Source organism: Mycobacterium sp. TY814 (assembly GCF_030755175.1).
In the GTDB taxonomy this organism is placed as follows: Bacteria; Actinomycetota; Actinomycetes; order Mycobacteriales; family Mycobacteriaceae; genus Mycobacterium.
Genome location: NZ_JAUFRY010000001.1, coordinates 398,823 through 422,568 on the forward strand (window position 1 = coordinate 398,823; position 23,746 = coordinate 422,568).

The following is a 23,746-nucleotide window of genomic DNA, read 5'->3' on the forward strand; positions in this document are numbered from 1 at the left end:
GACGGAAGGCAGCGGACGCTGCTGGCCGTTACGCGAAATACGTTGTTAGTAAACGTATTTAGTGATGACCATCGACCCGGACCGCACGCGCACGGGATTTGAATCGGGCTGGTTCTGGATCGACGGAACAACCCGCCGAGAGTGAAAACCACGACGCGTCCACCGGCGAGTCGCGTCGTAAAATTCACAGTCGGCGCCGGGTGGGGCCTGGTCGGCGCCGGGTGGGGCCTGGTCGGCGCCCGGGTGGGGCCTGGTCGGCGCCGGGTCGGCGTCGGATAGGCGCCGAGGTGCAGGCGGGTCAGAACAGAGTCGGCAGCGCGATCGCCGAGTCAACGGCCAAAGCGCAGAAGACCAGCGCCAAATAGTTATTCGATTGCAGGAACAGCCGCAGCGGCTTCACCGACTCCCCCGCCCGCACTCCCGCATACAACTGGTGGGCCATCGTGAGGAACCACACGCCGGCCACCAGCGCCACCGCCGCGTACAGCCATCCGGCCGCCAGAGCCAGCACGAACGTCGCCAGCACCGTCAGCCAGGTGTAGATCACAATCTGCTTGGTGACCTGACGCTCGGTCGCCACGGCGGGCAGCATCGGCACACCGGCGACTTTGTAGTCCTCCTTGTACCGCATGGCCAGGGCCCAGGTGTGCGGCGGAGTCCAGAAGAAGATGATCGCGAACATCGCCAGCGCCGGCCAGCCGATGGTGCCGGTGACGGCCGACCACCCAATCATGACCGGCATACAGCCGGCAGCGCCGCCCCACACCACGTTCTGCGCAGTGCGCCGCTTGAGCAGCAGCGTGTAGACGAACACGTAGAACGCGATCGTGGCCACCGCCAGCAGACCAGATAGCAGGTTCGTGGTCCACCACAGCCAGCAGAACGAGGCCACGCTCAATGCCAGGCCGAAGATCAGCGCGTGGCGCGTCGGCACCGCAGCCCGGGCCAGCGGCCGTCGCGCGGTCCGCTTCATCACTTTGTCGATGTCCGCATCGGCCACACAGTTGAGCGTGTTGGCGCCACCGGCGGCCATCATGCCGCCGACCAGTGTGTTGAGGATGAGCAGCGGGTTGACCGAGCCGCGGTGCGCGAGCAGCATCGCCGGTATCGCGGTGACCAGCAGCAGCTCGATCACCCGCGGTTTGGTCAACGCCAGGTACGCCAGAACGGTGCCGGTGATCCGGCCTGAAGTCCGGCTGGGCGCCGCAATCTCTGGGCGGCCGCGAACGCTCACGCATTAACTCCTCGGGAAATCGCAGCCGCGCGCAGCTTCTACTACGCATGATGGTAGACCGCGCCAGCACTGCCACAGCCCCGCAGGGTCGATCTGCCCGAAATTTCTCGACCTGTCTGCCTCCGCGGCGCTGATGACAGCCACCAAACCGCGACACGATATTTTCACACAGGCTTCCGCGGGTACACGCAATCTGGGCCTGCATGCGCCAGCAATCCCGCACTAGGGTGGGATTGATCAGTTTGATGACCCCAGGACTGAGGACTGAATGACCACACTTGAAGAGATCTCCGAGCTCACCCGCCCGCACCACCCCGACGACTGGACCGAGATCGATTCGGCTGCGGTCGACACGGTCCGGGTGCTGGCCGCCGACGCCGTCCAGAAAGTCGGCAACGGTCACCCCGGAACGGCGATGAGCCTGGCTCCACTGGCGTACACGCTGTTTCAGCGCGCGATGCGCCACGACCCGAGTGACGTCCACTGGCTGGGCCGTGACCGCTTCGTCCTGTCGGCCGGACACAGCAGCCTGACCCTCTACCTGCAGCTCTACCTGGGCGGCTTTGGGCTCGAACTGTCCGACATCGAGGCACTGCGCACGTGGAAGTCCAAGACTCCCGGGCACCCGGAATTCCGGCACACCGACGGGGTCGAGATCACTACCGGCCCGCTGGGCCAGGGGTTGGCCTCGGCCGTCGGCATGGCGATGGCGTCCCGCTACGAGCGCGGCCTGTTCGACCCGGACGCCGAACCCGGCACGAGTCCGTTCGACCACTACATCTACGTGATCGCCTCTGACGGCGACATCGAGGAAGGCGTTACGTCGGAAGCGTGTTCGCTGGCCGGGGTGCAGCAGCTGGGCAACCTGATCGTGTTCTACGACCGCAACCAGATCTCCATCGAGGACGACACGAACATCGCCCTCTGTGAAGACACCGCCGAGCGCTACCGCGCGTACGGCTGGCACGTGCAGGAAGTTGAGGGTGGCGAGAACGTCATCGGAATCGAGGAGGCGATCGCGAACGCGAAGGCCGAAACCGGCCGGCCGTCGTTCATCTCGCTGCGTACCATCATCGGCTTCCCGGCGCCCAACCTGATGAACACCGGCAAGGCGCACGGCGCCGCGCTCGGTGAGGACGAGGTGGCGGCCACCAAGAAGATTCTCGGGTTCGACCCGGACAAGACGTTCGAGGTTCGCGACGAGGTCATCGCGCACACCCGCAAGCTGGTGGACCGGGGCCGCGAAGCGCACCAGAAGTGGCAGACCGACCTCGACGCGTGGGCGGAGCGCGAACCCGAGCGCAAGGCACTGCTGGACCGGTTGACGGCCGAGAAGATGCCCGACGGCTGGGATGCCGACCTGCCGCACTGGGAGCCCGGCTCGGACGAGGTCGCCACCCGCAAAGCCTCCAACGAGGTGCTCAACGCGGTGGGCCCGAAACTGCCGGAACTGTGGGGCGGTTCGGCCGACCTGGCCGGAAGCAACAACACCACGATCAAGGGCGCCGATTCCTTCGGTCCCCCGTCGATTTCGACCAAGGACTACACGGCGCACTGGTACGGGCGCACGCTGCACTTCGGTGTGCGTGAGCACGCGATGGGCGCCATCCTGTCCGGCATCGTGCTGCACGGCCCCACCCGGGCCTATGGCGGCACGTTCCTGCAGTTCTCCGACTACATGCGCCCCGCGGTGCGGCTCGCGTCGCTGATGGACATCGACACCATCTACGTGTGGACGCACGACTCGGTCGGCCTCGGCGAGGACGGCCCGACCCACCAGCCGATCGAGCACCTTTCGGCACTGCGGGCCATCCCGAACCTGTCGGTGGTCCGCCCGGCCGACGCCAACGAGACGGCCTACGCCTGGCGCACGGTCCTGGCCCGCGGCAACGGCAGCGGACCGGTCGGCCTGATTCTCACGCGTCAGAACGTGCCGGTGCTGGAGGGCACGAATCTGGACGGCGTGGCCCGCGGCGGCTATGTCCTCGGTGGCACTGACGGCGATGAGGAGCCCGACGTGGTGCTGATCGGCACGGGCTCGGAGGTCCAGCTCGCCGTCGAGGCGCAGAAGTTGTTGGCAGAGCGCGACATTCTCGCGCGAGTCGTCTCGATGCCGTGTGTCGAGTGGTTCGAGTCGCAACCGCAGGACTACCGCGACAGCGTGCTGCCGCCCTCGGTGTCGGCCCGGGTGGCCGTCGAAGCCGGTGTTGCCCAGTCATGGCACAAACTTGTCGGCGACACGGGCAAGATCGTGTCGATCGAGCATTTCGGGGAATCCGCCGATTACAAGACGCTGTTCCGCGAGTACGGCTTCACCGCCGAAGCCGTTGCTGCCGCCGCGGAAGAAGCAATGGATAACTGAGAAAAGGTGATCAGATGACCCAGAACCCCAACCTTGCCGCGCTCAGCGCTGCGGGCGTATCCGTCTGGCTCGACGACTTGTCCCGGGACCGGATCAAATCGGGCAACCTGCAGGAACTGATCGACACCAAGTCCGTCGTCGGGGTGACCACCAACCCGTCGATCTTCCAGAAGGCGCTGGCCGACAGCGATACCTATGACGACCAGATCGCCGAATTGGCCGAGCGGGGCGCCGACGTCGACGCCACCATCCGCACCGTCACCACCGACGACGTCCGCAACGCCTGTGATGTGCTGAGGCCGCAGTGGGAGTCCTCCGACGGGGTCGACGGCCGGGTGTCGATCGAGGTCGACCCGCGCCTGGCCCACGACACCGACAAGACCACCCAGCAGGCGGTCGAGTTGTGGAAGATCGTCGACCGGCCGAATCTGCTGATCAAGATCCCGGCCACCGAGGAGGGCATTCCTGCCATCGCTTCGACCCTGGCGGAAGGCATTTCGGTCAACGTCACGCTGATCTTCTCCGTCGAGCGTTACCGCGCGGTGATGGGCGCCTATCTGGACGGGCTGGAGAAGGCCAAGCAAGCCGGCCACGACCTGTCCAAGATCCATTCGGTGGCTTCGTTTTTCGTCTCGCGGGTGGACACCGAGATCGACAAGCGCCTGGAGAAGATCGACTCCGACGAGGCCCGCGCCCTGCTCGGCCAGGCCGCCGTCGCCAACGCCCGACTGGCTTACGCGGCCTATCAGGAGATCTTCGAGGGCGGCGAGCGATTCAAGGGGCTGCAGGCGGACGGAGCCCGGGTGCAGCGGCCGTTGTGGGCGTCGACCGGCGTCAAGAACCCCGATTACTCCGACACGCTGTACGTCACCGAGTTGGTGGCCCCGAACACGGTGAACACCATGCCGGAGAAGACGATTGACGCCGTCGCCGATCACGGTACGATCCACGGCGACACGATCACCGGGACCGCGTCCGAAGCCCAGAAAGTGTTCGACAAGCTGGACGCGATCGGCATCGATCTGACCGACGTGTTCCTGGTGCTGGAGAACGAAGGGGTGGAGAAGTTCGAGGCTTCCTGGGGCGAACTGCTCGAGGAGACTCAGGCGCAGCTCGACTCCGCCGACAAATGAGCCCAGCCGCACCCGAGGCGCAGTGGCAGAACCCCCTGCGCGACAAGCGGGATAAGCGGCTGCCCAGGATCGCCGGCCCTTGCGGCATGGTGATTTTCGGCGTCACCGGGGACCTGGCGCGCAAGAAGGTGATGCCGGCGATCTACGACCTGGCCAACCGGGGGCTGCTGCCCCCCACCTTCTCGCTGGTGGGATTCGCGCGCCGCGACTGGGACACCGAGGACTTCGGCCAGGTGGTGCATGACGCCGTCAAGGAACACTGCCGAACCCCGTTCCGGCAGGAGAACTGGGACCGGCTGGCCGAGGGGTTCCGTTTCGTACCAGGTGCTTTCGACGACGACGATGCGTTCAGCCGGCTCGCCGAAACGCTGGAGAAGCTCGATGCCGAACGCGGCACGGGCGGGAACCACGCGTTCTATCTGGCGATTCCGCCCAAGTCCTTCCCGGTGGTCTGCGAACAGCTGGAGAAATCGGGTTTGGCTCGGCCGCAAGGTAATCGGTGGAGCCGAGTGGTTATCGAAAAGCCCTTCGGCCACGACTTGAAGAGCGCGCAGGATCTCAACAAAACCGTCAACTCCGTCTTCCCGGAGGAGTCGGTCTTCCGCATTGACCACTACCTCGGCAAGGAGACGGTGCAGAACATCCTGGCTCTGCGCTTCGCCAACCAGTTGTTCGATCCGATCTGGAACTCCCACTACGTCGACCACGTGCAGATCACCATGGCCGAAGACATCGGCCTCGGTGGGCGGGCCGGCTACTACGACGGCATCGGCGCCGCCCGCGATGTCATCCAGAACCACTTGATGCAACTGCTGGCGCTCACCGCGATGGAGGAGCCGGTCAGCTTCACTCCGAAAGCGTTGCAGACGGAGAAGATCAAGGTGCTCTCGGCGACACAGCTGGCGCAGCCGCTCGACCAGACCACCAGCCGCGGCCAGTACACCGCCGGTTGGCAGGGCGGCGAGAAGGTGGTCGGACTGCTCGACGAAGAGGGGTTCGCCAAGGACTCCGTGACCGAGACGTTCGCCGCCATCACCCTCGAGGTGGACACCCGGCGCTGGGCCGGGGTGCCGTTCTACCTGCGGACCGGAAAGAGGTTGGGGCGCAGAGTCACTGAGATCGCGCTGGTTTTCAAACGGGCACCGCACCTGCCGTTCGACGCCACCATGACCGATGAGCTCGGCACCAACGCCATGGTCATTCGGGTGCAGCCCGACGAGGGAATCACATTGCGCTTCGGTTCCAAAGTGCCCGGCACCGCGATGGAAGTCCGCGACGTCAACATGGACTTCTCCTACGGCTCGGCGTTCGCCGAGGAGTCACCGGAAGCATACGAGCGGCTGATCCTCGACGTGCTGCTCGGTGAGCCGTCGCTGTTCCCGGTGAACGAAGAAGTCGAATTGGCCTGGGAGATACTCGATCCCGCTTTGGACAACTGGGCGTCGCACGGTAAACCCGATCCGTACGAAGCGGGCACCTGGGGGCCCGATTCGGCGTTCGAGATGCTGCGCCGCACCGGCCGGGAATGGCGGCGGCCATGAGTCGCGCTGAGAACGAGGAGCGGCGCACATGATTCGCGCCGGCGACGATGCAGAACGAGTGATGCTGAGGAGCGGCGCACATGATCGTCGAACTGCCTGACACCACCACCACGGCGGTCAACAAGAAGCTCGACGAGATGCGCGAAATGGCCGGCGTGGTCACCATGGGCCGGGTCTTGACGCTGATCATCGCGCCGGACAGCGAAGCCGTGGTGGAGGATTCGATCCAGGCCGCCAACGACGCCAGTCACGAGCATCCGAGCCGCATCATCGTGACGATGCGGGGCAACGCCTACGCCGACGAGCCCCGCCTGGACGCGCAGATCCGCGTAGGCGGTGACGCGGGCGCCGGTGAGGTGGTGGTGCTGCGACTTTCCGGGCCGCTCTCCGGGCACGCCGCCAGCGTCGTCATCCCCTTCCTGCTGCCCGACATCCCGGTGGTGGCCTGGTGGCCGGACAACGCTCCGGCGGTGCCCGCCCAGGATCCGTTGGGCAAGTTGGCTATTCGCCGCATCACCGACGCCACCAACGCGGTCGACCCGTTGGCCGCGATCAAGAGCCGGTTGCCCGGTTACAGCGCCGGCGACACCGACCTGGCCTGGAGCCGCATCACGTACTGGCGCGCGTTGTTGACCTCGGCGATCGACCTGCCACCACACGAACCGATCGAGTCGGCCCGGATCAGCGGCCTGGAAACAGAACCCGCACTTGATATTCTGGCGGGCTGGCTGGCCAGCCGGATCGACGGCCCGGTTCACCGGGAGGTCGGTGAGCTCACGGTGGAACTGGTGCGCAAGAGCGAGACCATCGTACTCAGCCGGCCGCAGGACGGAACCACAGCAACACTGAGCCGCACGGCCAAGCCCGACGCGCTGGTTCCGTTGGCGCGCAGGGTGACTGGCGAGTGCCTCGCCGAAGACCTGCGTCGGCTGGATGCCGACGAGATCTACCACGCGGCCCTGGAGGGCATCAAGAAGGTGCAATACCAATGAGCTCCGAGATCGAAGTATTCCCCGACAGCGAACGTCTGGCGCAGGCCGCGGCGCGGCGCCTGGTCGACACGATCGCCCAGGCGATGACGGCGCGGGGCCGGGCGCTGATCGTGTTGACCGGCGGCGGCAACGGCGTAGCGCTGCTGCGCGAACTCGCTTCGCATCCGGTCGACTGGTCCGGCGTGCACCTGTTCTGGGGGGACGAGCGCTACGTTCCCGAGGACGACGAGGAGCGCAACGAAAGGCAGACCCGCGAGGCGTTGCTCGATCACATCGACATTCCGGCCAGCCAGGTGCACCCGATGGCGGCCAGCGACGGCGAGTTCGGCTCCGATCTCGAGGCTGCGGCTCTGGCGTACGAGCAACTGCTGGCGGCCAACGCCGCACCCGGCGAACTGGCACCGCACTTCGACGTTCACCTCCTCGGTATGGGACCCGAAGGCCACATCAATTCGCTGTTCCCGGACACCACCGCAGTGCGGGAAACCAGCCGCATGGTGGTCTCGGTGGACGACTCCCCCAAGCCGCCACCACAACGAATCACCTTGACCTTGCCCGCAATTCAGCGTTCCCGCGAGGTGTGGCTGTTGGTCTCGGGTGAAGGCAAGGCCGACGCGGTGGCGGCGGCCGTCGGCGGCGCCGACCCGGTGTCGCTACCGGCCGCCGGGGCCATTGGTCGCGAGATCACCCGCTGGCTGCTGGACGAGGCTGCGGCGGGCAAACTCGCTCGTTGACATTGCGGGTGTTCTGACGGGTCTATATCCGCCGGTGTCAAGCTGGTATTAATGACCGCATGGCAGACAGAAGCGGCGGCCGCCCGACTCCGGCTCGGCAAAGAATGAAGACCCTCACCCAGGCGGCATTGAATGCCGACAAGACGGTCGAGCAGGTCGAAGACGTCCTCGACGGACTCGGCACCTCCCTGGTGGAACTGAACAAGTCGCTATCGGCGCTGAACCAGACCGTCTCGCGGCTGGAGAACGGCCTGGACCACCTGGATGGAACCCTGTCCAGCCTCGACGATCTCGCCAAGCGTCTGCTCACCGTGCTGCAGCCGGTGGAGGCCATCCTGGAACGGATGGACAACATCGTGAGCTGGGGCGAGACGATGATGATGCCGATCAACGCCACCGAGCACGTGATGCGCGGGGTACTGGACAGGCTCCGCAATCGGAGTGTGCGCTGACTCCGTGACCCGACCGGTTCCCACCCCGCCGCTTGCGGAAGGTACCGGCCTGCCCTGGGATGTGGCCGTCACAGATGCGGTCGCCACCATCGCTGCTGCCCGCGACCGGTACGGCGACACATTCGCGGTCGAGAGCGGCGGCGACCGCTACCTGTTCACCTTCTCCCCCACCGGCGTCGAGTCGTTCTACGCGCTGCCGGAGGAGAAGGCCAGCAAGGGCGTCGCCGATTTCCTGATGTTGCGCCGCAAGCTACCTGATGAGATCTTCGTCGGCCGCCGCACCTTGCCCACCAACCTTTTTCGCCGCGACGACGTCGCCGGCTATCTCGCAAATCTGGACATCGCGCTGCGGCAGACGACCGCCGAACTGGGTTCGGCCGGTTCCGTCGACGTTTTCGACCTCACCCGCCGGCTCGGCCACCGAATGGGCCTCGCCTCCTGGGCGGGCCCCGGATGCTCCGATGGTGCGGCCTTCGAGCGCCTGGTCCATGCCTTCGACACCTTGGACGGCTCCGATGCGTTCGTCCATCCAGACCGGATGGCGGCCGTGGCGGCCTCGGACAAGCGCGCCGAACGGGGGGCGCTGGCCGATGTCACCGCAACGGTGGCCGAGGCGGTGCGGCGTTACCAGGCCGGCGACCACGAGGGCCAGGATCTGTTCGGCAGGATCGTCAGCGCTTGGACGGGTGAGCCCGACCAGGTGCTCGGCATCGCACACGACGTCGCGCTCATACACGTCGCGTCCATGTCCAACCTCGCCGCCGCACTCGGCTGGGCGCTGGTCGACCTGATCGAACACCCCGCGCACCATCCCCGACTTCGCCACGGCGACAACGACTTTGCGCAACGCTGTGCGCTGGAGTCCACGCGGTTGGCACAGCGTTCGATCATGAGCCGAACGGTGCTCGCCCCGGTCGACCTGGACACCGGCGCCATCACCTACCGGGTGCCGCCGGGCTGGACCATCGCCACGCTGTTGCCGCTGCTCAACACCTCCGCGGCGCCCGGGCTGGCCGTGTGGGATCCGGAGAGATGGACCCGTCACCGGCTCACCGACCCCCCTGACCTGCCGTCTCCGATGCTGGTGACGGCATTCGGCCACGGACGGCATTCCTGCCCGGCGCAACCATTTTCACTGTCCGCGATGACGGCTGCGGTGACGCATCTGCTGCGCGAGTACGAGCTGACAGCAGGCTGGACCGCGCATCCACGGCCGGTCCCGGCTCAGATCGGCGGCGTAGCACGGGCCGACGGCCCCTGCCCGATCGAGTACGTCGCCGTTCGATGACCCAAGCACGCCGATCCGCGTAGCCAACACCCCGATAAGATCGCGTCATGCCGGAATTCGCCACCGCACCGCCGTGCCGCCTGCGGCGCCGCCCGATGTCCTGATCCGGAGCTTCGATGCCCACCGTCGTCGCCTTCCACGCCCATCCTGACGATGAGGTCATCCTCACCGGCGGCACCCTGGCCAAGGCGGTTGCTGCCGGTCATCGGGTAATCGTCGTCACCGCCACCGACGGCCGCATCGACAGCGAGCCCGACCCTACCCGGCTGAACGAATTGCATTCGAGCACAGCCATTCTCGGTGTGCAGCGCACGGAGTGCCTAGGCTACGCCGACAGCGGGTACGGTCCCGATTTCTACCCGGACCCACCGGGCCGGGTGCGATTCGCCAGAGCCGATGTCGAAGAGGCCGCACAACGGCTGGCGGAGATACTTCGCACCGAGGACGCCGACCTCTTGCTGGGCTATCAGGCCAACGGCGGATACGGCCACCGCGACCATATACAGGTGCATCATGTCGGCAAGCGGGCCGCTGAACTGGCCCGCACCCCAAGGGTTCTCGAGGCGACCATGCCGCGCGAAGTACTGCGCCGGTTCAACGACCTCTGCAGTCGGCTGCGGCTGCCCCCGCCGTATGACCCCGACGTGCTCGACGATGCCTATGCGCCCGGTGCCACCATCACACACCGGGTCGACGTCCGGAGGTTCGCCCGGCAGAAGCGGGACGCGGTGGCCGCCCATCGGTCCCAACTCGGTACCGGTCTAGGTGCACGTGTTTACCAGTCGCTGCTACGACTGCCACCGCCGTTGCTGGGCGCGGTTTTCCGGCACGAATGGTTTGTCGATCCCGCGGCCACGCACGGGCCGCTGCGCGACAACATCTTTGCGGGCACCAACCCCTGAGCGCGCACATCGTGGTCGAGCGGGCCGGCACAACACTGTGCGGGTCAAGGCGGCAGCGGGAATCGCCCGTTATCCGCTGTTGCGTAACGCGCTGGCGAGTCCGTTCATCGTCAGCAGGATGCCACGCTGCATCAGTTCGTCGTCTTCACCCGAGCGATAGCGGCGCAGCAGCTCCACCTGCAGGTGGTTCAGCGGCTCCAGGTACGGGAACCGGTTGAACACCGAACGCGCGAGCGCTGGGTTGTCGGCCAGCAGGTCCTCCTGGCCGGTGATGCGCTTGTACATCGCGATCGTGCGGTGGTGCTCGTCGACGATCTTGTCGAAGACCCTGCTGCGCAACGATTCGTCGTCGACCAGCTCGGAGTAGCGGGCGGCCAGCCCCAGGTCGCTCTTGGCCATCACCTGCGCCATGTTGGACAGCACGCTGCGGAAGAACGGCCACCGCTCGTACAGCTCGTGCAGCACCGCGAGCCGATCCTCTTCGCTTTCCGGTCCCGCGGTGATCCACTGCTCGAACGCCGAACCGGTGCCGTACCACCCGGGCAGCATCACCCGCGACTGGCTCCATGCCAGCACCCATGGAATGGCGCGCAGGTCCGAGATGGATTCCGTCGGCTTGCGCGACGACGGCCGGCTGCCGATGTTGAGTGACCCGATCTCACTCACCGGGGTGGAGGCCTTGAAGTACTCGACGAAACCCGGTGTGTCGTGCACCAATTCGGCGTAGGCGCGCTGGGCCAAGGTGGCGATCTCCTCGAGCACCCCATAGGCGGGCTCGGCGGCGTCACCGAGTCCTTCGACGTCGAGCAACGTCGACTCCAGGGTCGCGGCCAGCAGGCTCTCCAGGTTGCGCCGGGCCGTCTGCGGCTCGGCATACTTGGCGGCGATCACCTCGCCCTGCTCGGTGAGCCGCAGGGATCCGTTCACCGCGCCCGGCGGCTGGGCCAGGATGGCCTGGTAACTGGGGCCGCCGCCGCGTCCGACGGTGCCGCCGCGACCATGAAAGAGCCGCAGCCGGATGCCGCCCTTGCGGGCGGCTTCCACCAGGGCCAGTTCGGCGCGGTAGACCGCCCAGTTCGCGGCCAGGTAGCCGCCGTCCTTGTTGGAGTCGGAGTACCCCAGCATGACTTCCTGCATGTCGCCGCGGGCGGCCACCATGCCCCGGTAGAGCGGAAGATCCAGCATCGCCTGCAGGATCGACGCCCCGTTGTGCAAGTCGTCGATCGTCTCGAACAGCGGCGAAATGCCGACCGGGCAATACGGGTCGTCTCCCGACGCGTCCAGCAGTCCGGCCTCCTTCATCAGGATGGCCGCTTCGAGCACGTCCGACACCGACCGGCACATCGAGATGACGTAGTTGGGAACCGCTGCGGGACCGTAGGTTTGGACCGCGTGCGTGGCCGCCCCGATGATGTCGAGTTCCTTTCGGGCCAGCTCCGAGAGCTTGGCGCCGGCGCGTACCAGCGGGCGGCGGGTGCTGAGCTCGCCGACCAGCAATTCGACGCGTTCGTTTTCGGGTAGCGCGGCGTAGTCGGGGTGCACACCGGACCAGGCCAGCAGTTCGGCGACCACTTCCTCGTGCACGTCGGAGTTCTGCCGCAGGTCGAGGGCGGACAGGTGAAAACCAAAGACGTGCACGGCTTCCCGCAAGAGGGCCAGCCGGTCGTCGGCCAGCACCGTGCTGCCGTGCGTGCGCAGCGAGGCGTCGATGGTGTCGAGATCCGCCCGCAGCTCGCCGGGTGCGGCATACGCCGGCAGGCCGAGGTCGAGGGTGTGCAGCGGTTGCTCGTCGAGGATGTCGGTCGCGGTGGCGCTCAGCCGGGAACGGATCACCCGCAACGCGCGCCGGTACGGCTCGTCGTCGCGGGCCTTGTCCTGGCAGCCCTCGGCGAGTTCGGCGAGTTCGGGCGTCACCCGGAGCAGCCGCGACGACATCGACAACTCCTGCTCGAGCTGGTCGAGTTCGGCCAGGTAGTGGGCGAGCGCGGTGTAGGCCGCGCTGCCGGTCGCGAGCCGGACCACGTCGGCAGTGACATTGGGATTGCCGTCCCGGTCGCCACCGATCCAGGATCCCGGCTGCAGTATCGGGCCGGACAGCAGATCGGCGTCGGGCCAGCGGGCCCGCAGTGCCTCTCGGACTTCGGCGTTGACCTTGGGCATCACCTCGAAGAACGAGGCGGGGTAATAGCGCAGGCCCGCGGCGATCTCGTCACTGATCTGCAACCGGGACAACCGGATTATCGCGGTCTGCCACAGGGTGAGAATCTGGCGGCGCAGTTCGGTTTCCACACTGCGGCCGCTGTCGGTCTGGGTGTGACCCTCCGCGTGCAACCGCATCAGCTCGGTGATCCGGTGCTGGGTCACGAAGACGGTTCGCCGCCGGGTCTCGGTGGGGTGTGCGGTGATCACCGGAGCGACCAGCGCGCCCCTCAGGGCACCTGCGACGGTCGCCGAATCCAGTTCCGCACGATCGAGTTTCGCGTAGGTGGCGGCCAGACTACTGTCCTGCGGCGGCTCACCGGCGGCGACGTGAATGCTGCGGCGACGCTCGCGGTGGATGTCCTCGGCGACGTTGGCCAGCAGGGCGAAGTGGGTGAACGCGCGGATGACGGGGATGGCCTGGTGGATGTCGATGCCGTCGAACATGCGGGACACCTCGTTGCGGTCGATCTCCGATCGCCGCACCCGAAACGATTCCACCCGCGCTCGTTCGACGAGGTCGAAGACCTCTTCACCGTTCTGCTCGCGCACGGTGTCGCCGAGGATGGCGCCCAGCATCCTGATGTCGGCGCGCATCGGCTCGGTCGCCTCGCGTCCCAACTTGGTGCGATGGACGTCGCCGATCGGGTCCAGGGCGGTGTCGGTCACGTCAACCATGCGTCTAAGTATCAGTGCAGACCGTCGAGTCGGCTATTTGGGCGCGGGTACCGCCCTGCGCCTTGCCGGTCGTGAGCCTTTTGTCCCCGTTCGGTAGGCTGCCCGGTATGGAATTGGCTCTACAGATCACTCTGGTGGTCACCAGCGTGCTGGTGGTGTTGCTGGTGCTGCTGCACCGCGCCAAGGGTGGTGGTCTGTCGACGCTGTTCGGTGGCGGGGTTCAGTCCAGCCTTTCCGGGTCGACGGTCGTGGAGAAGAACCTGGACCGGTTGACGCTGTTCATCGTCGGTATCTGGCTGGTTTCCATCGTGGGCATGGCCCTGCTGATCAAGTACCGCTAGCCGCAGCATGAGCTGGCCCGCCCAGCAGGGACACCCGGCCTGGTCGGCTGAGGGCGTCGTTATCACCACCCAGTACATGCCGCTGTCGTTCATGCTGGCGCTGTTCAAGCCCAAACTTCTGATCGACGGCTACCAGGGGCCGCCGATGTCGTGGGGTCGCAACGTCGTGCCGGTGCGGCCCGGTCAGCACCGGGTCCACGTGCACGTGCCGTACTGGCTGCCGCCTCAGATCGGGCCGGCGGACACCCTGGTCGACATCTACCCGGGGCGATGGGTCGAACTCGAATACAAGGCGCCGGTGTGGGGCTTCAGCCCCGGTTCGCTGGGCACCCCGCCGCAGAGCTACAACGGCGTCGGAATCACCGTGGCAATGCTGGTGATCCTGCTGGCTCTGGCGTTCGTGTTTCCGCTGTTGCTGTTGCTCATCGCGATCTGACGTCGCGATATCGCGCGGTTTACGGCAGCGGTCCCCCGGCGGCGATCGCCGCCAGCGTCGCGAACTGTTCCCCGTCCAAGGACGCACCGCCGACCAGACCGCCGTCGATGTCGTCCTGAGCGACCAGGTCGCCGACGTTCTTGGCGTTCATCGAGCCGCCGTAGAGCACCCGGACGGACTGGGCGATCTGCGGTGAGGCTAGCGCGGCAAGCTCTTTGCGGATCGCCGCGCACACCTCCTGAGCGTCGGCCGAACTGGCCACCCGGCCGGTGCCGATCGCCCAGACCGGTTCGTAGGCGATGACGACCTTGTCGATCTGCTCGGCAGACAATCCGGCCAGGGACCCGCGCAGCTGCTCGACATTGTGCGACACGTGGTTTCCGGCCTCGCGGACCTCGAGATGCTCGCCGACGCAGACGATGGGGGTCAGCTCGTGCTTGAGAGCGGCAGCGGCTTTGGCGGCCACCAGCGCGTCGTCCTCGTGGTGGTAGGTGCGGCGTTCGGAGTGCCCGACCACCACGAAGCTGCATCCCAGCTTCGCCAGGAATGCCCCGCTGATCTCACCCGTGTAGGCGCCGGAGTCGTGCTGCGACAGGTCCTGCGCGCCGTAGGTCAGGCGCAGTTTGTCGCCGTCGACCAGGGTCTGCACGCTGCGCAGGTCGGTGAACGGCGGGATGACCGTGACGTCGACGTTGTCGAAGTACTTGTCCGGCAACGAGAACGCGATCTTCTGCACCAGCGCGATCGCCTCGAAGTGATTGAGGTTCATCTTCCAGTTGCCGGCGATCAACGGCTTGCGGCTCACGAGTCTCCTCCGGTCGGCTGGGGCTCACCGAGCACTTCGATGCCCGGGAGTGATTTGCCCTCAAGGTATTCCAGCGACGCGCCGCCGCCGGTGGATATGTGGGAGAACGCGTCTTCGGGGATCTTCAGGGCGCGGACCGCAGCAGCGGAGTCGCCGCCGCCGACGACGCTGAACGCGCCCTTTCCGGTCGCCTTGACGATGGCCTCGGCAACACCCCGGGTGCCCTCCGCGTAGGCCGGAAACTCGAACACCCCCATCGGCCCGTTCCAGAACACCGTCTTGGCGTTGGACAGCAGGGTGGTGAACCGCTTGACCGATCCCGGGCCGATGTCCAGACCCATCAGGTCATCCGGAATCTCGTTGGCGGACACCGTCTGTGGCGGTGATCCGGCCTCGAACTTCTCGGTCACCACGATGTCGACCGGCAGCCGCAACACGTCGTGGTAGGTCTCCAGCAGATTGCGGCAGGTCTCAACCATCTCTTCTTCCAGCAGCGACTTGCCGACCGAATAGCCTTGGGCGGCAAGGAAGGTGAAGCACATGCCGCCACCGATCACGATGCTGTCGGCTTTGGTCGCCAGCGATTCGATCACGCCCAGCTTGTCCGACACCTTCGACCCGCCCAGCACCACCGCATACGGCCGCTCGGTGGAACTGGTCAACTGCTGCAGCACCTTGATCTCGTCGGCGACGAGGTTGCCCGCATAGTGCGGAAGAAGCGTCGCGACGTCGTACACCGATGCCTGTTTGCGGTGCACCACACCGAAGCCGTCGGAGACGAAAGCTCCCCCGGGCCATACCAATTCGGCGAGCTGCCGGGCCAGGGCGAGGCGTTCTCCGTCGTCCTTGCTGGTCTCACGCTTGTCGAAGCGGATGTTCTCCAGCAGCAGGATGTCGCCGTCGGTGAGTCCTTCGGCGCGCGCCAGCGCGTCGGTGCCGACCACATCTCCGGCCAACTGCACATGCCGGCCCAACTGCTCACCGAGCGCCGCGGCCACCGGCGCCAGCGAGTACTTCGGGTCGGGCCCGTCCTTGGGACGGCCGAGGTGCGCGGTGACGACCACCTTGGCGCCGGCGTCCAGCAGCGCCTTCAACGTCGGCACCGATGCGGTGATCCGTCCGGCGTCGGTGATGTTGCCTTGCCCACCAGCAGAGTCGTCCAGTGGCACGTTCAGGTCCGAACGCACCAGCACCCCGCGGCCCGAAACACCCTCGGCCAGCAGGTCTTTGAGAGTCGGGACGCCCACGGCTAGAGCGACTTGCCGACGAGCTTGACGAGGTCGATGAGGCGGTTGGAGTAGCCCCATTCGTTGTCGTACCAGGAGACGACCTTGGCCTGGTTGTCGATGACCTTGGTCAGCCCGGAGTCGAAGATCGAGCTGTGTGGGTCGGTGACGATGTCGCTGGAGACGATCGGGGCGTCGTAGTACTTCAGGATACCCTTCATCGGCCCGTCGGCGGCGGCCTTCATCGCGGCGTTGATCTGCTCGGCGGTGCCCGGCTTGGCCAGCTCGGCAGTCAGGTCGGTCACCGAGCCGGTCGGGATCGGCACCCGCAGCGCGTACCCGTCGAGCTTGCCCTTGAGCTCGGGCAACACCAGTCCGATGGCCTTGGCCGCCCCGGTGGAGGTCGGCACGATGTTCAGCGCCGCCGCCCGCGCGCGCCGCAGGTCCTTGTGCGGGCCGTCCTGCAGGTTCTGGTCCTGGGTGTAGGCGTGGATGGTGGTCATCAGGCCCTTGACGATGCCGAACTCGTCGTTGAGGACCTTGGCGATCGGGCCCAGGCAGTTTGTGGTGCACGAGGCGTTGGAGATGATGTTCTGGCTGCCGTCGTACTTGTCGTCATTGACCCCGAGCACGATGGTGATGTCCTCATCGGTGGCCGGGGCAGAGATGATGACTTTCTTGGCACCGGCGTCGAGGTGCCCCTTGGCCTTGGCCGCATTGGTGAACAGGCCGGTGGATTCGACCACCACGTCCACGCCCAGATCACCCCAGGGCAGCGCGGCCGGTCCCTCGCGGACCTCCAGCGCCTTGATCTTGGCCGGACCCACCACGATGGTGTCCTCGCCCTCCAGGCTGACGTCGTAGGGCAGCCGACCCAGGATCGAGTCGAACTTCAACAGATGCGCCAGGGTGTGGTTGTCGGTGATGTCGTTGACGGCCACCACCTCAATGTCGGCGGTGCCCTTCTCCTGCTGAGCCAGAAGGGCCCGGTAGAAGTTGCGTCCGATTCGACCAAAGCCGTTGATGCCAACTCGGACCGTCACGTGTCTCTCCTCTTTCCTTGTGTCCGCTGCTAAGCGCTCGTGGTCAGCCTAGATCAGTGCGGAAATCGTGGCGCGGCCTGACCGGTGACGGCGTTGTCATTTAACGATCGCAACGTGTGACGGGAGTCAAATCATCCCGAACGTCACCATTTGGAAACGGCACGGTGCGGCGCGGTTGGAGTCTTGGATCGGCGTCTAACAATCGAACCGGTCATCACGACCAGACGGATCTGCTGGAGCGCGAATAAAGGAGTTGACGTTGATGACGATCTTCGATCGATTCAACCTCAAAGTGATCGCTGCCGCCGCGGGGGTGTGCGGGGCCGCATTGTCGCTGAGCCCGACTGCGGCGGCCGTGCCGCTGAAGACGGGTGGCCACGCGTGCATCCAGGGAATGTCGGGAACGGCCGGCGCGGTCGAAGGCGCGCCCGCGGGAGCCGCCGGCGCCGCCGGAGCCGGAGCGGGAGGAGCCGCGGCCGGAGCACCGGCGTGCTGCGCCTACGGAGGCCCGGCCGCAGCTGCGGGCGGAGCGCCGGCCGCTGGCGGAGCCGCCGGGGCCGGTGGAGCCCCGGCCGGTGGGCCGGCAGCCCCCGCAGGTGGGCCCGGTGGACCGGCCCCCGCCGCGGGAACCACGCCGGTGGAGAACTGCGGCCCGGCAAGCGCTCCCATCACCGGCATGTCCGGCGTCGGTGCGCCTGTGGTGGTGCCCGGACCAGTGGGCGCAGCAGCCGTACCGGCCGCCGCCCCGGTCGTGGTGCCCGGGCCGATCGCGGCTCCCGTGCCGGTAGGCGCCCCGGTCCCGATCGGCGCACCCGTGCCCGTCGGCGCACCGGTCCCCGTCGGCGCACCCGTGCCGGTCGGGGCACCCGTGCCGATCGGCGCGCCCGTGCCCGTCGGCGCCCCCGTCCCCATCGGCGCGCCCGTCCCCATCGGCGCACCCGTGCCCGTCGGGGCCCCGGTCCCCGTCGCCGGACCCGTCCCGGTGGGGGCACCAGTGCCGGCCGGCGTGCCGGTGGCCCCGATCACCACGATGTCCGGGACCGGGAAGGGCGCACCGACCGGACCGGCGCCGGCGGGTGGACCGGTGGCCGGCCAGCCCGTCATGCCCGGTCCGACCGGGTGACTCTTCCCGCAGCTGACGCTGAGGGGGCGGTGTCACGTCGTCTGCAGCCAGCGCAGCGCTGACTCGGCGGCGTGGTAACCGCACAGACCGTGAATGCCGGCTCCCGGCGGCGCCGATTGTGAGCAGAGGTACACCCCCGGCACGCCGATCCGGTAGGGATCGACGGCGATCCGCGGCCGGAACAGGATCTGCAGCTTGTCGTTGGCACCGCCGATGATGTCGCCGCCGATGTGGGTGGCGTTGCGGGCCTCCAATTCGGCCGTGCCGGTGCTCACGGTGGCGACGATGCGGTCGCGGAATCCCGGGGCGAACCGCTCGATCTGGTCCACGATCGCCGCGGTCGCGTCGCCGGTGTAACCGAACGGCACATGCGCGTAGGCGTAGATCGGGTTGATGTTGCCCGCCGATCGCGTCGGGTCGGCCAGATACTGCTGACCGAGCAGCACAAACGGGCGCTCGACCATGGCGCCTTGGGCGCGCCGCCGCTCGGTGTCGGCGACCTCCGCAAAGCTGCCGCCGAGATGCACGGTGCCCGCTTTGGCACAGTCGGGATTGGTCCAGGGGATGTCACCTTCGATGGCGAAGTCGACTTTGAAAGCCGAGGAACCTTCGCGGTACCGGCGATAGGACCGCCTGATCCGGGTGGGCATCGCATCGCCGTAGATCCCCAGCACCTGGGCGGGACTCAGGTCGAGCATGACGATGTCGGCGGTCGGGATGTCGCGACGGCGGGTCACCTTGACACCGGTGGTGACCCGTCCGCCCGCGGCGTCCAGGGCCGCGGCCAGCGCCCGGGTGATCGCGCCGGACCCGCCTTCGGCCACGGGCCAGCCGTACCGGTGCCCACTGGCCAGGATCATCAACCCCAGGGAGGCGGTCAGTGGCCGGTCCAGCCGGGTGTAGGCGTGCGCGGCCGCTCCGCCGTACAGCGCGCGTGCCTGCTCGGTGCGGAAATAGCCGGCCACCGTGGTGGCGGGCAGCAGTGCGCGCGGACCGAACGACGCAAGCCGCAGCGGATGCCGCGGAATATTGATGACCGGCCGCAGCAGGTCCTCGGCCAGGTCGTCGAAACCCTTGGCCAACCCGCCCACGGCAGCCCGCCAGCGTCGGCGGTCGGCACCCAACCCCTTGGCAGTCTTGGCGACCGACTGATACAACACCCCGGCGGAACCGTCGTCGAGCGGATGGGCGCAGTCGGCCTCCGGCCATTTCCAGGTCAATCCGTAGCTGAGCAGGTCGATCTCCTGCCAGAACGGTGATCCGACACCCAGCGGGTGGAAGGCGGAGCAGTGGTCGTGGATCACGCCGGGCACCGTCAGTTCGCCCGACCGCACTCCCCCGCCGATGGTGTCCTGCGCTTCCAGGACGTGCACGTCGATGCCCTGGCGGGCAAGGTGGATCGCCGCGGCCAGACCATTGGGACCGGCGCCGACGATGATCGCCTTCGTCATGAGGTTCCGTGCACGACGGGCTCGGTCGTGACGTGCACCGGAAACCGATCACCCGGCTCGGGCCACGGTTGACGCGTCAGCATGTCGCTGACGTCGACGTAGCCGGACTCGATGAGACCGGTCTTGGCGTCGACGATCCGGTACCACTGCTTCTGAATGTGGATCGGCTGACCCTCGAGGACGATGACACGGACGTCGCCGTCCTCGAAGTTGCAGCGCCGCTGCAGCGCCTCCAGGAGTTGCTCATTGTGCAGGTGCCCTTCGCCGAAGTTCCATCCGACCAACGGTCCGGCCACGATTTCGCCGTCCCGCACCCGGTAGTCGGCTTCGTTGTCGATTGCCCGGGCCAGCAGGCCGTTGAGCGCGCGTCCGTGGGTATGCATGGCCCGGAACGCCCCCACTTTGTCCGACATCACCTCGGCGGTGGCCGCGCCGTACAGCTTGGTGAGCTGATTGACCACCAGCGCAGAGCTTTTCACCACGTCGGCTTCGATCTTGTCCTCCGCCCCGGCGCGGAAGCACCAGGTACTCGTCGCCCAGTTGCCGGCGTAGTAGCGCATCGACGGCAGGAACGAAATCTTTTCGGGGAACATGTTTCCTACGATGACAATGGCGACCGCGATCGCGATCAGCGCCAGCAACAGCGGCGATCTCAGGTCGGTGGCGCGGATCGCGCCGTAATGCCCGAACAGATAGAACAGCGAAAAGATGAAGAACACGTTCCACTCCAACGGCACCCCCATCGGGAGGTTGGACAGGATGTTGAGGTGGAACAGCACCATGAAGCCGATCAGGAACCACCGCCACGGATGGTCGCCGGCGAAGAAGACCAGCACCGTGGGAACGATGAATTCCGCTGTGGTGCCGCCGACATGGGCCATCAGTTTCGGTAACCAGGTGGGTCGCAGGTCGTTGACGTGGTCCCGGTAGAGCAGGTGCTTGACCGGGAGGAACAGCCGGCTGCGCAGTAGCGCGTTGTTGCTCGTCATCACGGCCACGACATAGGGGAAGTGGTGGTTGAGCTTGGACGTCGCCGCGCCCCACCACAGGCACAGCATGATGATCTTGAACGCCGCGACCTGGTCGGTGAACGGGAAGAAGAAGACGAACAGCTTGAGCCAATAGTGTTCGCCGCGCGCGGCCAGAAATATGGTCTTGTCACGCAAGCCGAGTAGCGCCAGCGCGACGATCGTCGGGATGACCAGGACCGGGTCGATCAGGCCGACGTCACCGGTACCGGTCACCGGGCCGCCGTGTCCGGGCGATATCAGCGCCCACACCGCGCTGGCCAGCACGATGGCATACAACGCAACGTCGACGATGCCGCGGGAATCGCCACGGGTCAAGGGCACCTTGTCAGGCCAGGCCGGCAGGCGAATTGTCTTGGGACGCAACCAGTACAGGACACCGCCGATCGGCGGCATGAAGCGCCCGGTGAGTGGTCCGGACCCGCAACCCAACCCGAGCACCTCGAACAGCAGCGTGAAGACAACGACCTTCTGATACACGATCGGTTGCGTCCACCACTGGGCGATGTGGCTGAGCCCGCCCAGACCAGGAGTCAGCGAGATGATCGCGGCCGGAACCGCCACATACAGGCCGATCTTGATCAGGTAGAGCAGGTAGACCGCATACGGCGTACCGAAGCCGTTCTCCGCCCAGTGCCGGGTGACGACCTGCAGTCGCGTTGCCCGTGGCAGCGTCAGCCAGGTTTCGTGATCGACGTCGGGAAGGTCCGGTGAGATGAATCCCATGGCTGGCCCCATTCCAAGAGCGTTCGTGGCCATTCCAATGTATCGGCACGATAAGGCCCACCCGAAGGCCCATCGGCGAGTTCTCGGAAGCCCGACCCCGTCCCGGTGAAAGCTATTGCCATAAAGGGTGATTCACCGAGACACCGGACCTCCCGCGCCTTCAGGGCCGGACAGCGCCGGCCGGTCACCCGGTCGGACGCGCTGTGCCGCCCCGGAAGCCTGCCGGCGGGAACGCCATCCGCGCGACCCCTCAGCGCGCACGGATGGCTTGCCCGCCGCCACCCCCAGCGGCCGCGGGCGGTCACCACCCGCACACCGTGGCCGCTGCGAAACCTTCGGATCCCTCAATCGTTCAATCAACTCCAGCAGGAGTTTTCGGTCCTGGCGCTGGATGCCGAGAAACCGCCGCAGATCACGTACCTGGTCAGGACGGCCCGCTGCCTCGGCGAGGACGATCGCTCTGTGATAGATGTCCATCTGCAAGTTGGTTCTCTTGCAGATCTGGGTGATCAGGCGCAGCACAACATCGGCCTGGCTACTGCTATCGGTGGCCCGGTCCATGTGTGCCTCTTTCGGTTTGGCGCTTGACGTTGGCAAACGCTAACCGGCCGGAGCCGTTGCACGGCTATGCGCCGAAACCGAACTTGACCTTTACTTTTGTGCGCGCAGCACAGCCGGCGACATCCAGCGGCAGACCTCCAGCGCGGTCTGGACCTTGAACACCGCGTCAGGGTCGTCGAAATCCTGACCGCACAGTTCCATTGCCTGGCCAACGCGGTATTGAATAGTGTTGCGGTGCAGGATCATTGCGTCCGCCGTCGCCACATAGCTGCGGTTGCGGACCAGGAATTCGCGCAGTGTGGCACGCAACCATTCGTTGCGCTCGTCGGCGCCGGCCAGGTCGCCCAATACGTCACCGACGAACCGCCGCAGCTCGTCCACGTCGCCGGCCATCAACGCCACCGGGGCGACGTCGTCGTAGAAGACAACGGGCTCGCCGTGACGGTCCCCGCCCGCCAGCACGACCGTCTTCACCAGCTCGGCCTGCTTTATGGACGCCCGGAAACCGCGCAACCCGCTACCGGACCGGCCGCACGCCACCCGGGCACCGATACATGCCGACTCGAACGCGCCGCGCAGGGCCGACAGATCGGGGGTACCCGCGACCGAGAACCACAGCTTGGCCTCCCGCTCGTCGGTGGGCACCAGCAGCGATCGGCCGGCCGCATCCAGCTCGGCGGCCATCAGGCAGCGCACCTCGTCGAAGCGTGCCACGACCTGGTCGATCGGCACCGCGTCGTCCACCCACACCACGGCGGCCACGTGCCGTCCGTCAAGCCCGTAGCGCAGCACCTTTTCGGCACGCTGCACATCGACCGGAGTCCCGGCGAGCACCTCGCTGATCCAGTGCTGCTGCAATCCGCTGCGCCGGCTCAGCCAGCGGTCGTGCTCCTCCTCATAGGCGCGGATCAGCTGGTCAGCGACCAGATCGATCACCCGGGCGGACCGGTTCACCAAGGCGATGATCGTCGGAAGCTGCTGGTGGGGCTCCAGACGCAGCACATACTGCATCGCCACTTCCAGGAACCGCGCGTGCCCGAGCCGATGTGCCCGGACCAACGGCGCCAACGGGATGTCCCGCTGCGCGGAGGCCCGCGCGTAGGCGAGTGCGGCAGCGGGCGCCTCGAGCAGCGCTGTCGGCACATCCCGCTCCAGGTAGTGCACCGCGGCGACGAAGTTCTCGGTCAGGCTCGCGCGCCACAGCTCCATCATCCGCGGGTCGTGTTTGAGCCCTTGAATCTCGCCCTTCATCATGTCGAACAGCTCGGCGGTGAAAGTGTCGCGGATCGCGTCCATCTGTCGGGCGATCACCGAAACGCACCCGGGACCCACCGCATTGCCCGCTTCGGCCACCCTCGGTGTCCCTTCTACAGCCGCGTGAACCTGGAACCCAAGCACACTGTGCACCTTCGGGCGCTTCCACGCGACCGTTTCGGGCACGATGCCGGCACACAATCGCAGAGGTGGTCGCTACGATCTGAGGGACTCGAC

Annotated in this window: 20 protein-coding genes; 11 read left to right on the forward strand and 9 right to left on the reverse strand. The window is 66.7% G+C overall.

The genetic code is table 11. The features are described from left to right. Positions 1 to 298: 298 nt before the first annotated feature. Positions 299 to 1,234 (reverse strand): heme o synthase, encoded by a 936-nt coding sequence (locus QXH22_RS01400; RefSeq protein WP_306274780.1) that lies wholly within the window; start codon positions 1,232 to 1,234, stop codon positions 299 to 301. 268 nt (positions 1,235 to 1,502) lie between these two features. Between QXH22_RS01400 and tkt the strand changes: the two genes are divergently transcribed. From tkt to QXH22_RS01440, 8 genes are all read left to right on the forward strand, one after another. Beyond that, positions 1,503 to 3,596 carry a transketolase gene (tkt, locus tag QXH22_RS01405; protein ID WP_306274781.1) on the forward strand — a complete coding sequence of 698 codons (2,094 nt, stop codon included), beginning with the start codon at positions 1,503 to 1,505 and terminating at the stop codon, positions 3,594 to 3,596. 14 nt (positions 3,597 to 3,610) lie between these two features. Next, positions 3,611 to 4,729: a transaldolase gene (tal, locus tag QXH22_RS01410; protein WP_306274782.1), complete on the forward strand. Its 1,119-nt coding sequence runs from the start codon at positions 3,611 to 3,613 to the stop codon at positions 4,727 to 4,729. After that, positions 4,726 to 6,270, forward strand: a complete 1,545-nt coding sequence (gene zwf / locus QXH22_RS01415) for a glucose-6-phosphate dehydrogenase (protein ID WP_306274783.1) — start codon at positions 4,726 to 4,728, stop codon at positions 6,268 to 6,270. The genes tal and zwf overlap by 4 nt, the downstream gene beginning before the upstream one ends. Before the next feature lie 80 nt (positions 6,271 to 6,350). After that, a complete protein-coding gene (gene opcA, locus QXH22_RS01420; RefSeq protein ID WP_306240992.1) occupies positions 6,351 to 7,262 on the forward strand; it encodes a glucose-6-phosphate dehydrogenase assembly protein OpcA in 912 nt (303 codons plus the stop codon). After that, a complete protein-coding gene (pgl, locus tag QXH22_RS01425; RefSeq protein WP_306240993.1) occupies positions 7,259 to 7,996 on the forward strand; it encodes a 6-phosphogluconolactonase in 738 nt (245 codons plus the stop codon). The genes opcA and pgl overlap by 4 nt, the downstream gene beginning before the upstream one ends. 59 nt (positions 7,997 to 8,055) lie before the next feature. Next, positions 8,056 to 8,448: an ATPase gene (locus QXH22_RS01430; protein ID WP_306240995.1), complete on the forward strand. Its 393-nt coding sequence runs from the start codon at positions 8,056 to 8,058 to the stop codon at positions 8,446 to 8,448. A 4-nt stretch (positions 8,449 to 8,452) separates the two neighbouring features. Continuing rightward, positions 8,453 to 9,736 (forward strand): cytochrome P450, encoded by a 1,284-nt coding sequence (locus QXH22_RS01435; protein ID WP_306240997.1) that lies wholly within the window; start codon positions 8,453 to 8,455, stop codon positions 9,734 to 9,736. A gap of 116 nt (positions 9,737 to 9,852) precedes the next feature. Then, the gene (locus QXH22_RS01440) at positions 9,853 to 10,638 is read left to right on the forward strand and encodes a PIG-L deacetylase family protein (RefSeq protein ID WP_306240998.1); all 786 of its coding nucleotides are present in this window, start codon (positions 9,853 to 9,855) and stop codon (positions 10,636 to 10,638) included. Positions 10,639 to 10,707: 69 nt separating this feature from the next. Here the strand turns inward: QXH22_RS01440 and ppc are convergent, their stop codons facing one another. Further along, positions 10,708 to 13,515 carry a phosphoenolpyruvate carboxylase gene (gene ppc, locus QXH22_RS01445; protein WP_306240999.1) on the reverse strand — a complete coding sequence of 936 codons (2,808 nt, stop codon included), beginning with the start codon at positions 13,513 to 13,515 and terminating at the stop codon, positions 10,708 to 10,710. Positions 13,516 to 13,622: 107 nt separating this feature from the next. Here ppc and secG point away from each other — a divergent pair, with 107 nt between their 5' ends. After that, the gene (gene secG, locus QXH22_RS01450; RefSeq protein ID WP_065133648.1) at positions 13,623 to 13,856 is read left to right on the forward strand and encodes a preprotein translocase subunit SecG; all 234 of its coding nucleotides are present in this window, start codon (positions 13,623 to 13,625) and stop codon (positions 13,854 to 13,856) included. A gap of 7 nt (positions 13,857 to 13,863) precedes the next feature. After that, the gene (locus tag QXH22_RS01455) at positions 13,864 to 14,292 is read left to right on the forward strand and encodes a hypothetical protein (protein WP_306241000.1); all 429 of its coding nucleotides are present in this window, start codon (positions 13,864 to 13,866) and stop codon (positions 14,290 to 14,292) included. 19 nt (positions 14,293 to 14,311) lie between these two features. On the opposite strand, the gene tpiA is transcribed toward QXH22_RS01455, so the two are convergent. The 3 genes from tpiA to gap are packed head-to-tail and all read right to left on the reverse strand — an operon-like array spanning position 14,312 to position 17,366. Next, complete coding sequence (gene tpiA / locus QXH22_RS01460) at positions 14,312 to 15,097, reverse strand: triose-phosphate isomerase (protein ID WP_306274784.1); 786 nt, start codon at positions 15,095 to 15,097, stop codon at positions 14,312 to 14,314. Then, complete coding sequence (gene pgk / locus QXH22_RS01465; RefSeq protein ID WP_306241003.1) at positions 15,094 to 16,344, reverse strand: phosphoglycerate kinase; 1,251 nt, start codon at positions 16,342 to 16,344, stop codon at positions 15,094 to 15,096. The genes tpiA and pgk overlap by 4 nt, the downstream gene beginning before the upstream one ends. A 2-nt stretch (positions 16,345 to 16,346) precedes the next feature. Then, on the reverse strand, positions 16,347 to 17,366 hold the full coding sequence (gene gap / locus QXH22_RS01470) for a type I glyceraldehyde-3-phosphate dehydrogenase (protein ID WP_306274785.1): 1,020 nt from the start codon (positions 17,364 to 17,366) through the stop codon (positions 16,347 to 16,349). Positions 17,367 to 17,628: 262 nt separating this feature from the next. Between gap and QXH22_RS01475 the strand changes: the two genes are divergently transcribed. Then, the gene (locus QXH22_RS01475) at positions 17,629 to 18,489 is read left to right on the forward strand and encodes a beta-xylosidase (protein ID WP_306274786.1); all 861 of its coding nucleotides are present in this window, start codon (positions 17,629 to 17,631) and stop codon (positions 18,487 to 18,489) included. Positions 18,490 to 18,521: 32 nt separating this feature from the next. Here QXH22_RS01475 and QXH22_RS01480 read toward each other — a convergent pair whose 3' ends face one another. The 4 genes from QXH22_RS01480 to QXH22_RS01495 all read right to left on the reverse strand — a co-directional run bounded on the left by QXH22_RS01480 (position 18,522) and on the right by QXH22_RS01495 (position 23,608). Continuing rightward, entirely contained in the window at positions 18,522 to 19,940 is a 1,419-nt protein-coding gene (locus QXH22_RS01480) for an NAD(P)/FAD-dependent oxidoreductase (RefSeq protein WP_306274787.1), read from the reverse strand. Next, on the reverse strand, positions 19,937 to 21,694 hold the full coding sequence (locus QXH22_RS01485; protein WP_306275932.1) for a DUF3556 domain-containing protein: 1,758 nt from the start codon (positions 21,692 to 21,694) through the stop codon (positions 19,937 to 19,939). Before QXH22_RS01485 ends, QXH22_RS01480 begins: the two co-directional genes overlap by 4 nt. A 132-nt stretch (positions 21,695 to 21,826) precedes the next feature. Next, positions 21,827 to 22,255 (reverse strand): hypothetical protein, encoded by a 429-nt coding sequence (locus QXH22_RS01490; RefSeq protein WP_306274788.1) that lies wholly within the window; start codon positions 22,253 to 22,255, stop codon positions 21,827 to 21,829. 90 nt (positions 22,256 to 22,345) lie between these two features. Further along, a complete protein-coding gene (locus QXH22_RS01495) occupies positions 22,346 to 23,608 on the reverse strand; it encodes a CdaR family transcriptional regulator (RefSeq protein ID WP_306241009.1) in 1,263 nt (420 codons plus the stop codon). Positions 23,609 to 23,746: the final 138 nt, after the last annotated feature.

Bases quoted from the DNA above. Each gene is read 5' to 3' on its own strand.
- tkt (WP_306274781.1), top strand. From the start codon at position 1,503: ATGACCACACTTGAAGAGATCTCCGAGCTCACCCGCCCGCACCACCCC.
- tal (WP_306274782.1), top strand. From the start codon at position 3,611: ATGACCCAGAACCCCAACCTTGCCGCGCTCAGCGCTGCGGGCGTATCC.
- zwf (WP_306274783.1), top strand. From the start codon at position 4,726: ATGAGCCCAGCCGCACCCGAGGCGCAGTGGCAGAACCCCCTGCGCGAC.
- opcA (WP_306240992.1), top strand. From the start codon at position 6,351: ATGATCGTCGAACTGCCTGACACCACCACCACGGCGGTCAACAAGAAG.
- pgl (WP_306240993.1), top strand. From the start codon at position 7,259: ATGAGCTCCGAGATCGAAGTATTCCCCGACAGCGAACGTCTGGCGCAG.
- QXH22_RS01430 (WP_306240995.1), top strand. From the start codon at position 8,056: ATGGCAGACAGAAGCGGCGGCCGCCCGACTCCGGCTCGGCAAAGAATG.
- QXH22_RS01440 (WP_306240998.1), top strand. From the start codon at position 9,853: ATGCCCACCGTCGTCGCCTTCCACGCCCATCCTGACGATGAGGTCATC.
- ppc (WP_306240999.1), bottom strand. From the start codon at position 13,515: ATGGTTGACGTGACCGACACCGCCCTGGACCCGATCGGCGACGTCCAT.
- secG (WP_065133648.1), top strand. From the start codon at position 13,623: ATGGAATTGGCTCTACAGATCACTCTGGTGGTCACCAGCGTGCTGGTG.
- QXH22_RS01455 (WP_306241000.1), top strand. From the start codon at position 13,864: ATGAGCTGGCCCGCCCAGCAGGGACACCCGGCCTGGTCGGCTGAGGGC.
- QXH22_RS01475 (WP_306274786.1), top strand. From the start codon at position 17,629: ATGACGATCTTCGATCGATTCAACCTCAAAGTGATCGCTGCCGCCGCG.
- QXH22_RS01480 (WP_306274787.1), bottom strand. From the start codon at position 19,940: ATGACGAAGGCGATCATCGTCGGCGCCGGTCCCAATGGTCTGGCCGCG.
- QXH22_RS01485 (WP_306275932.1), bottom strand. From the start codon at position 21,694: ATGGGATTCATCTCACCGGACCTTCCCGACGTCGATCACGAAACCTGG.
- QXH22_RS01490 (WP_306274788.1), bottom strand. From the start codon at position 22,255: ATGGACCGGGCCACCGATAGCAGTAGCCAGGCCGATGTTGTGCTGCGC.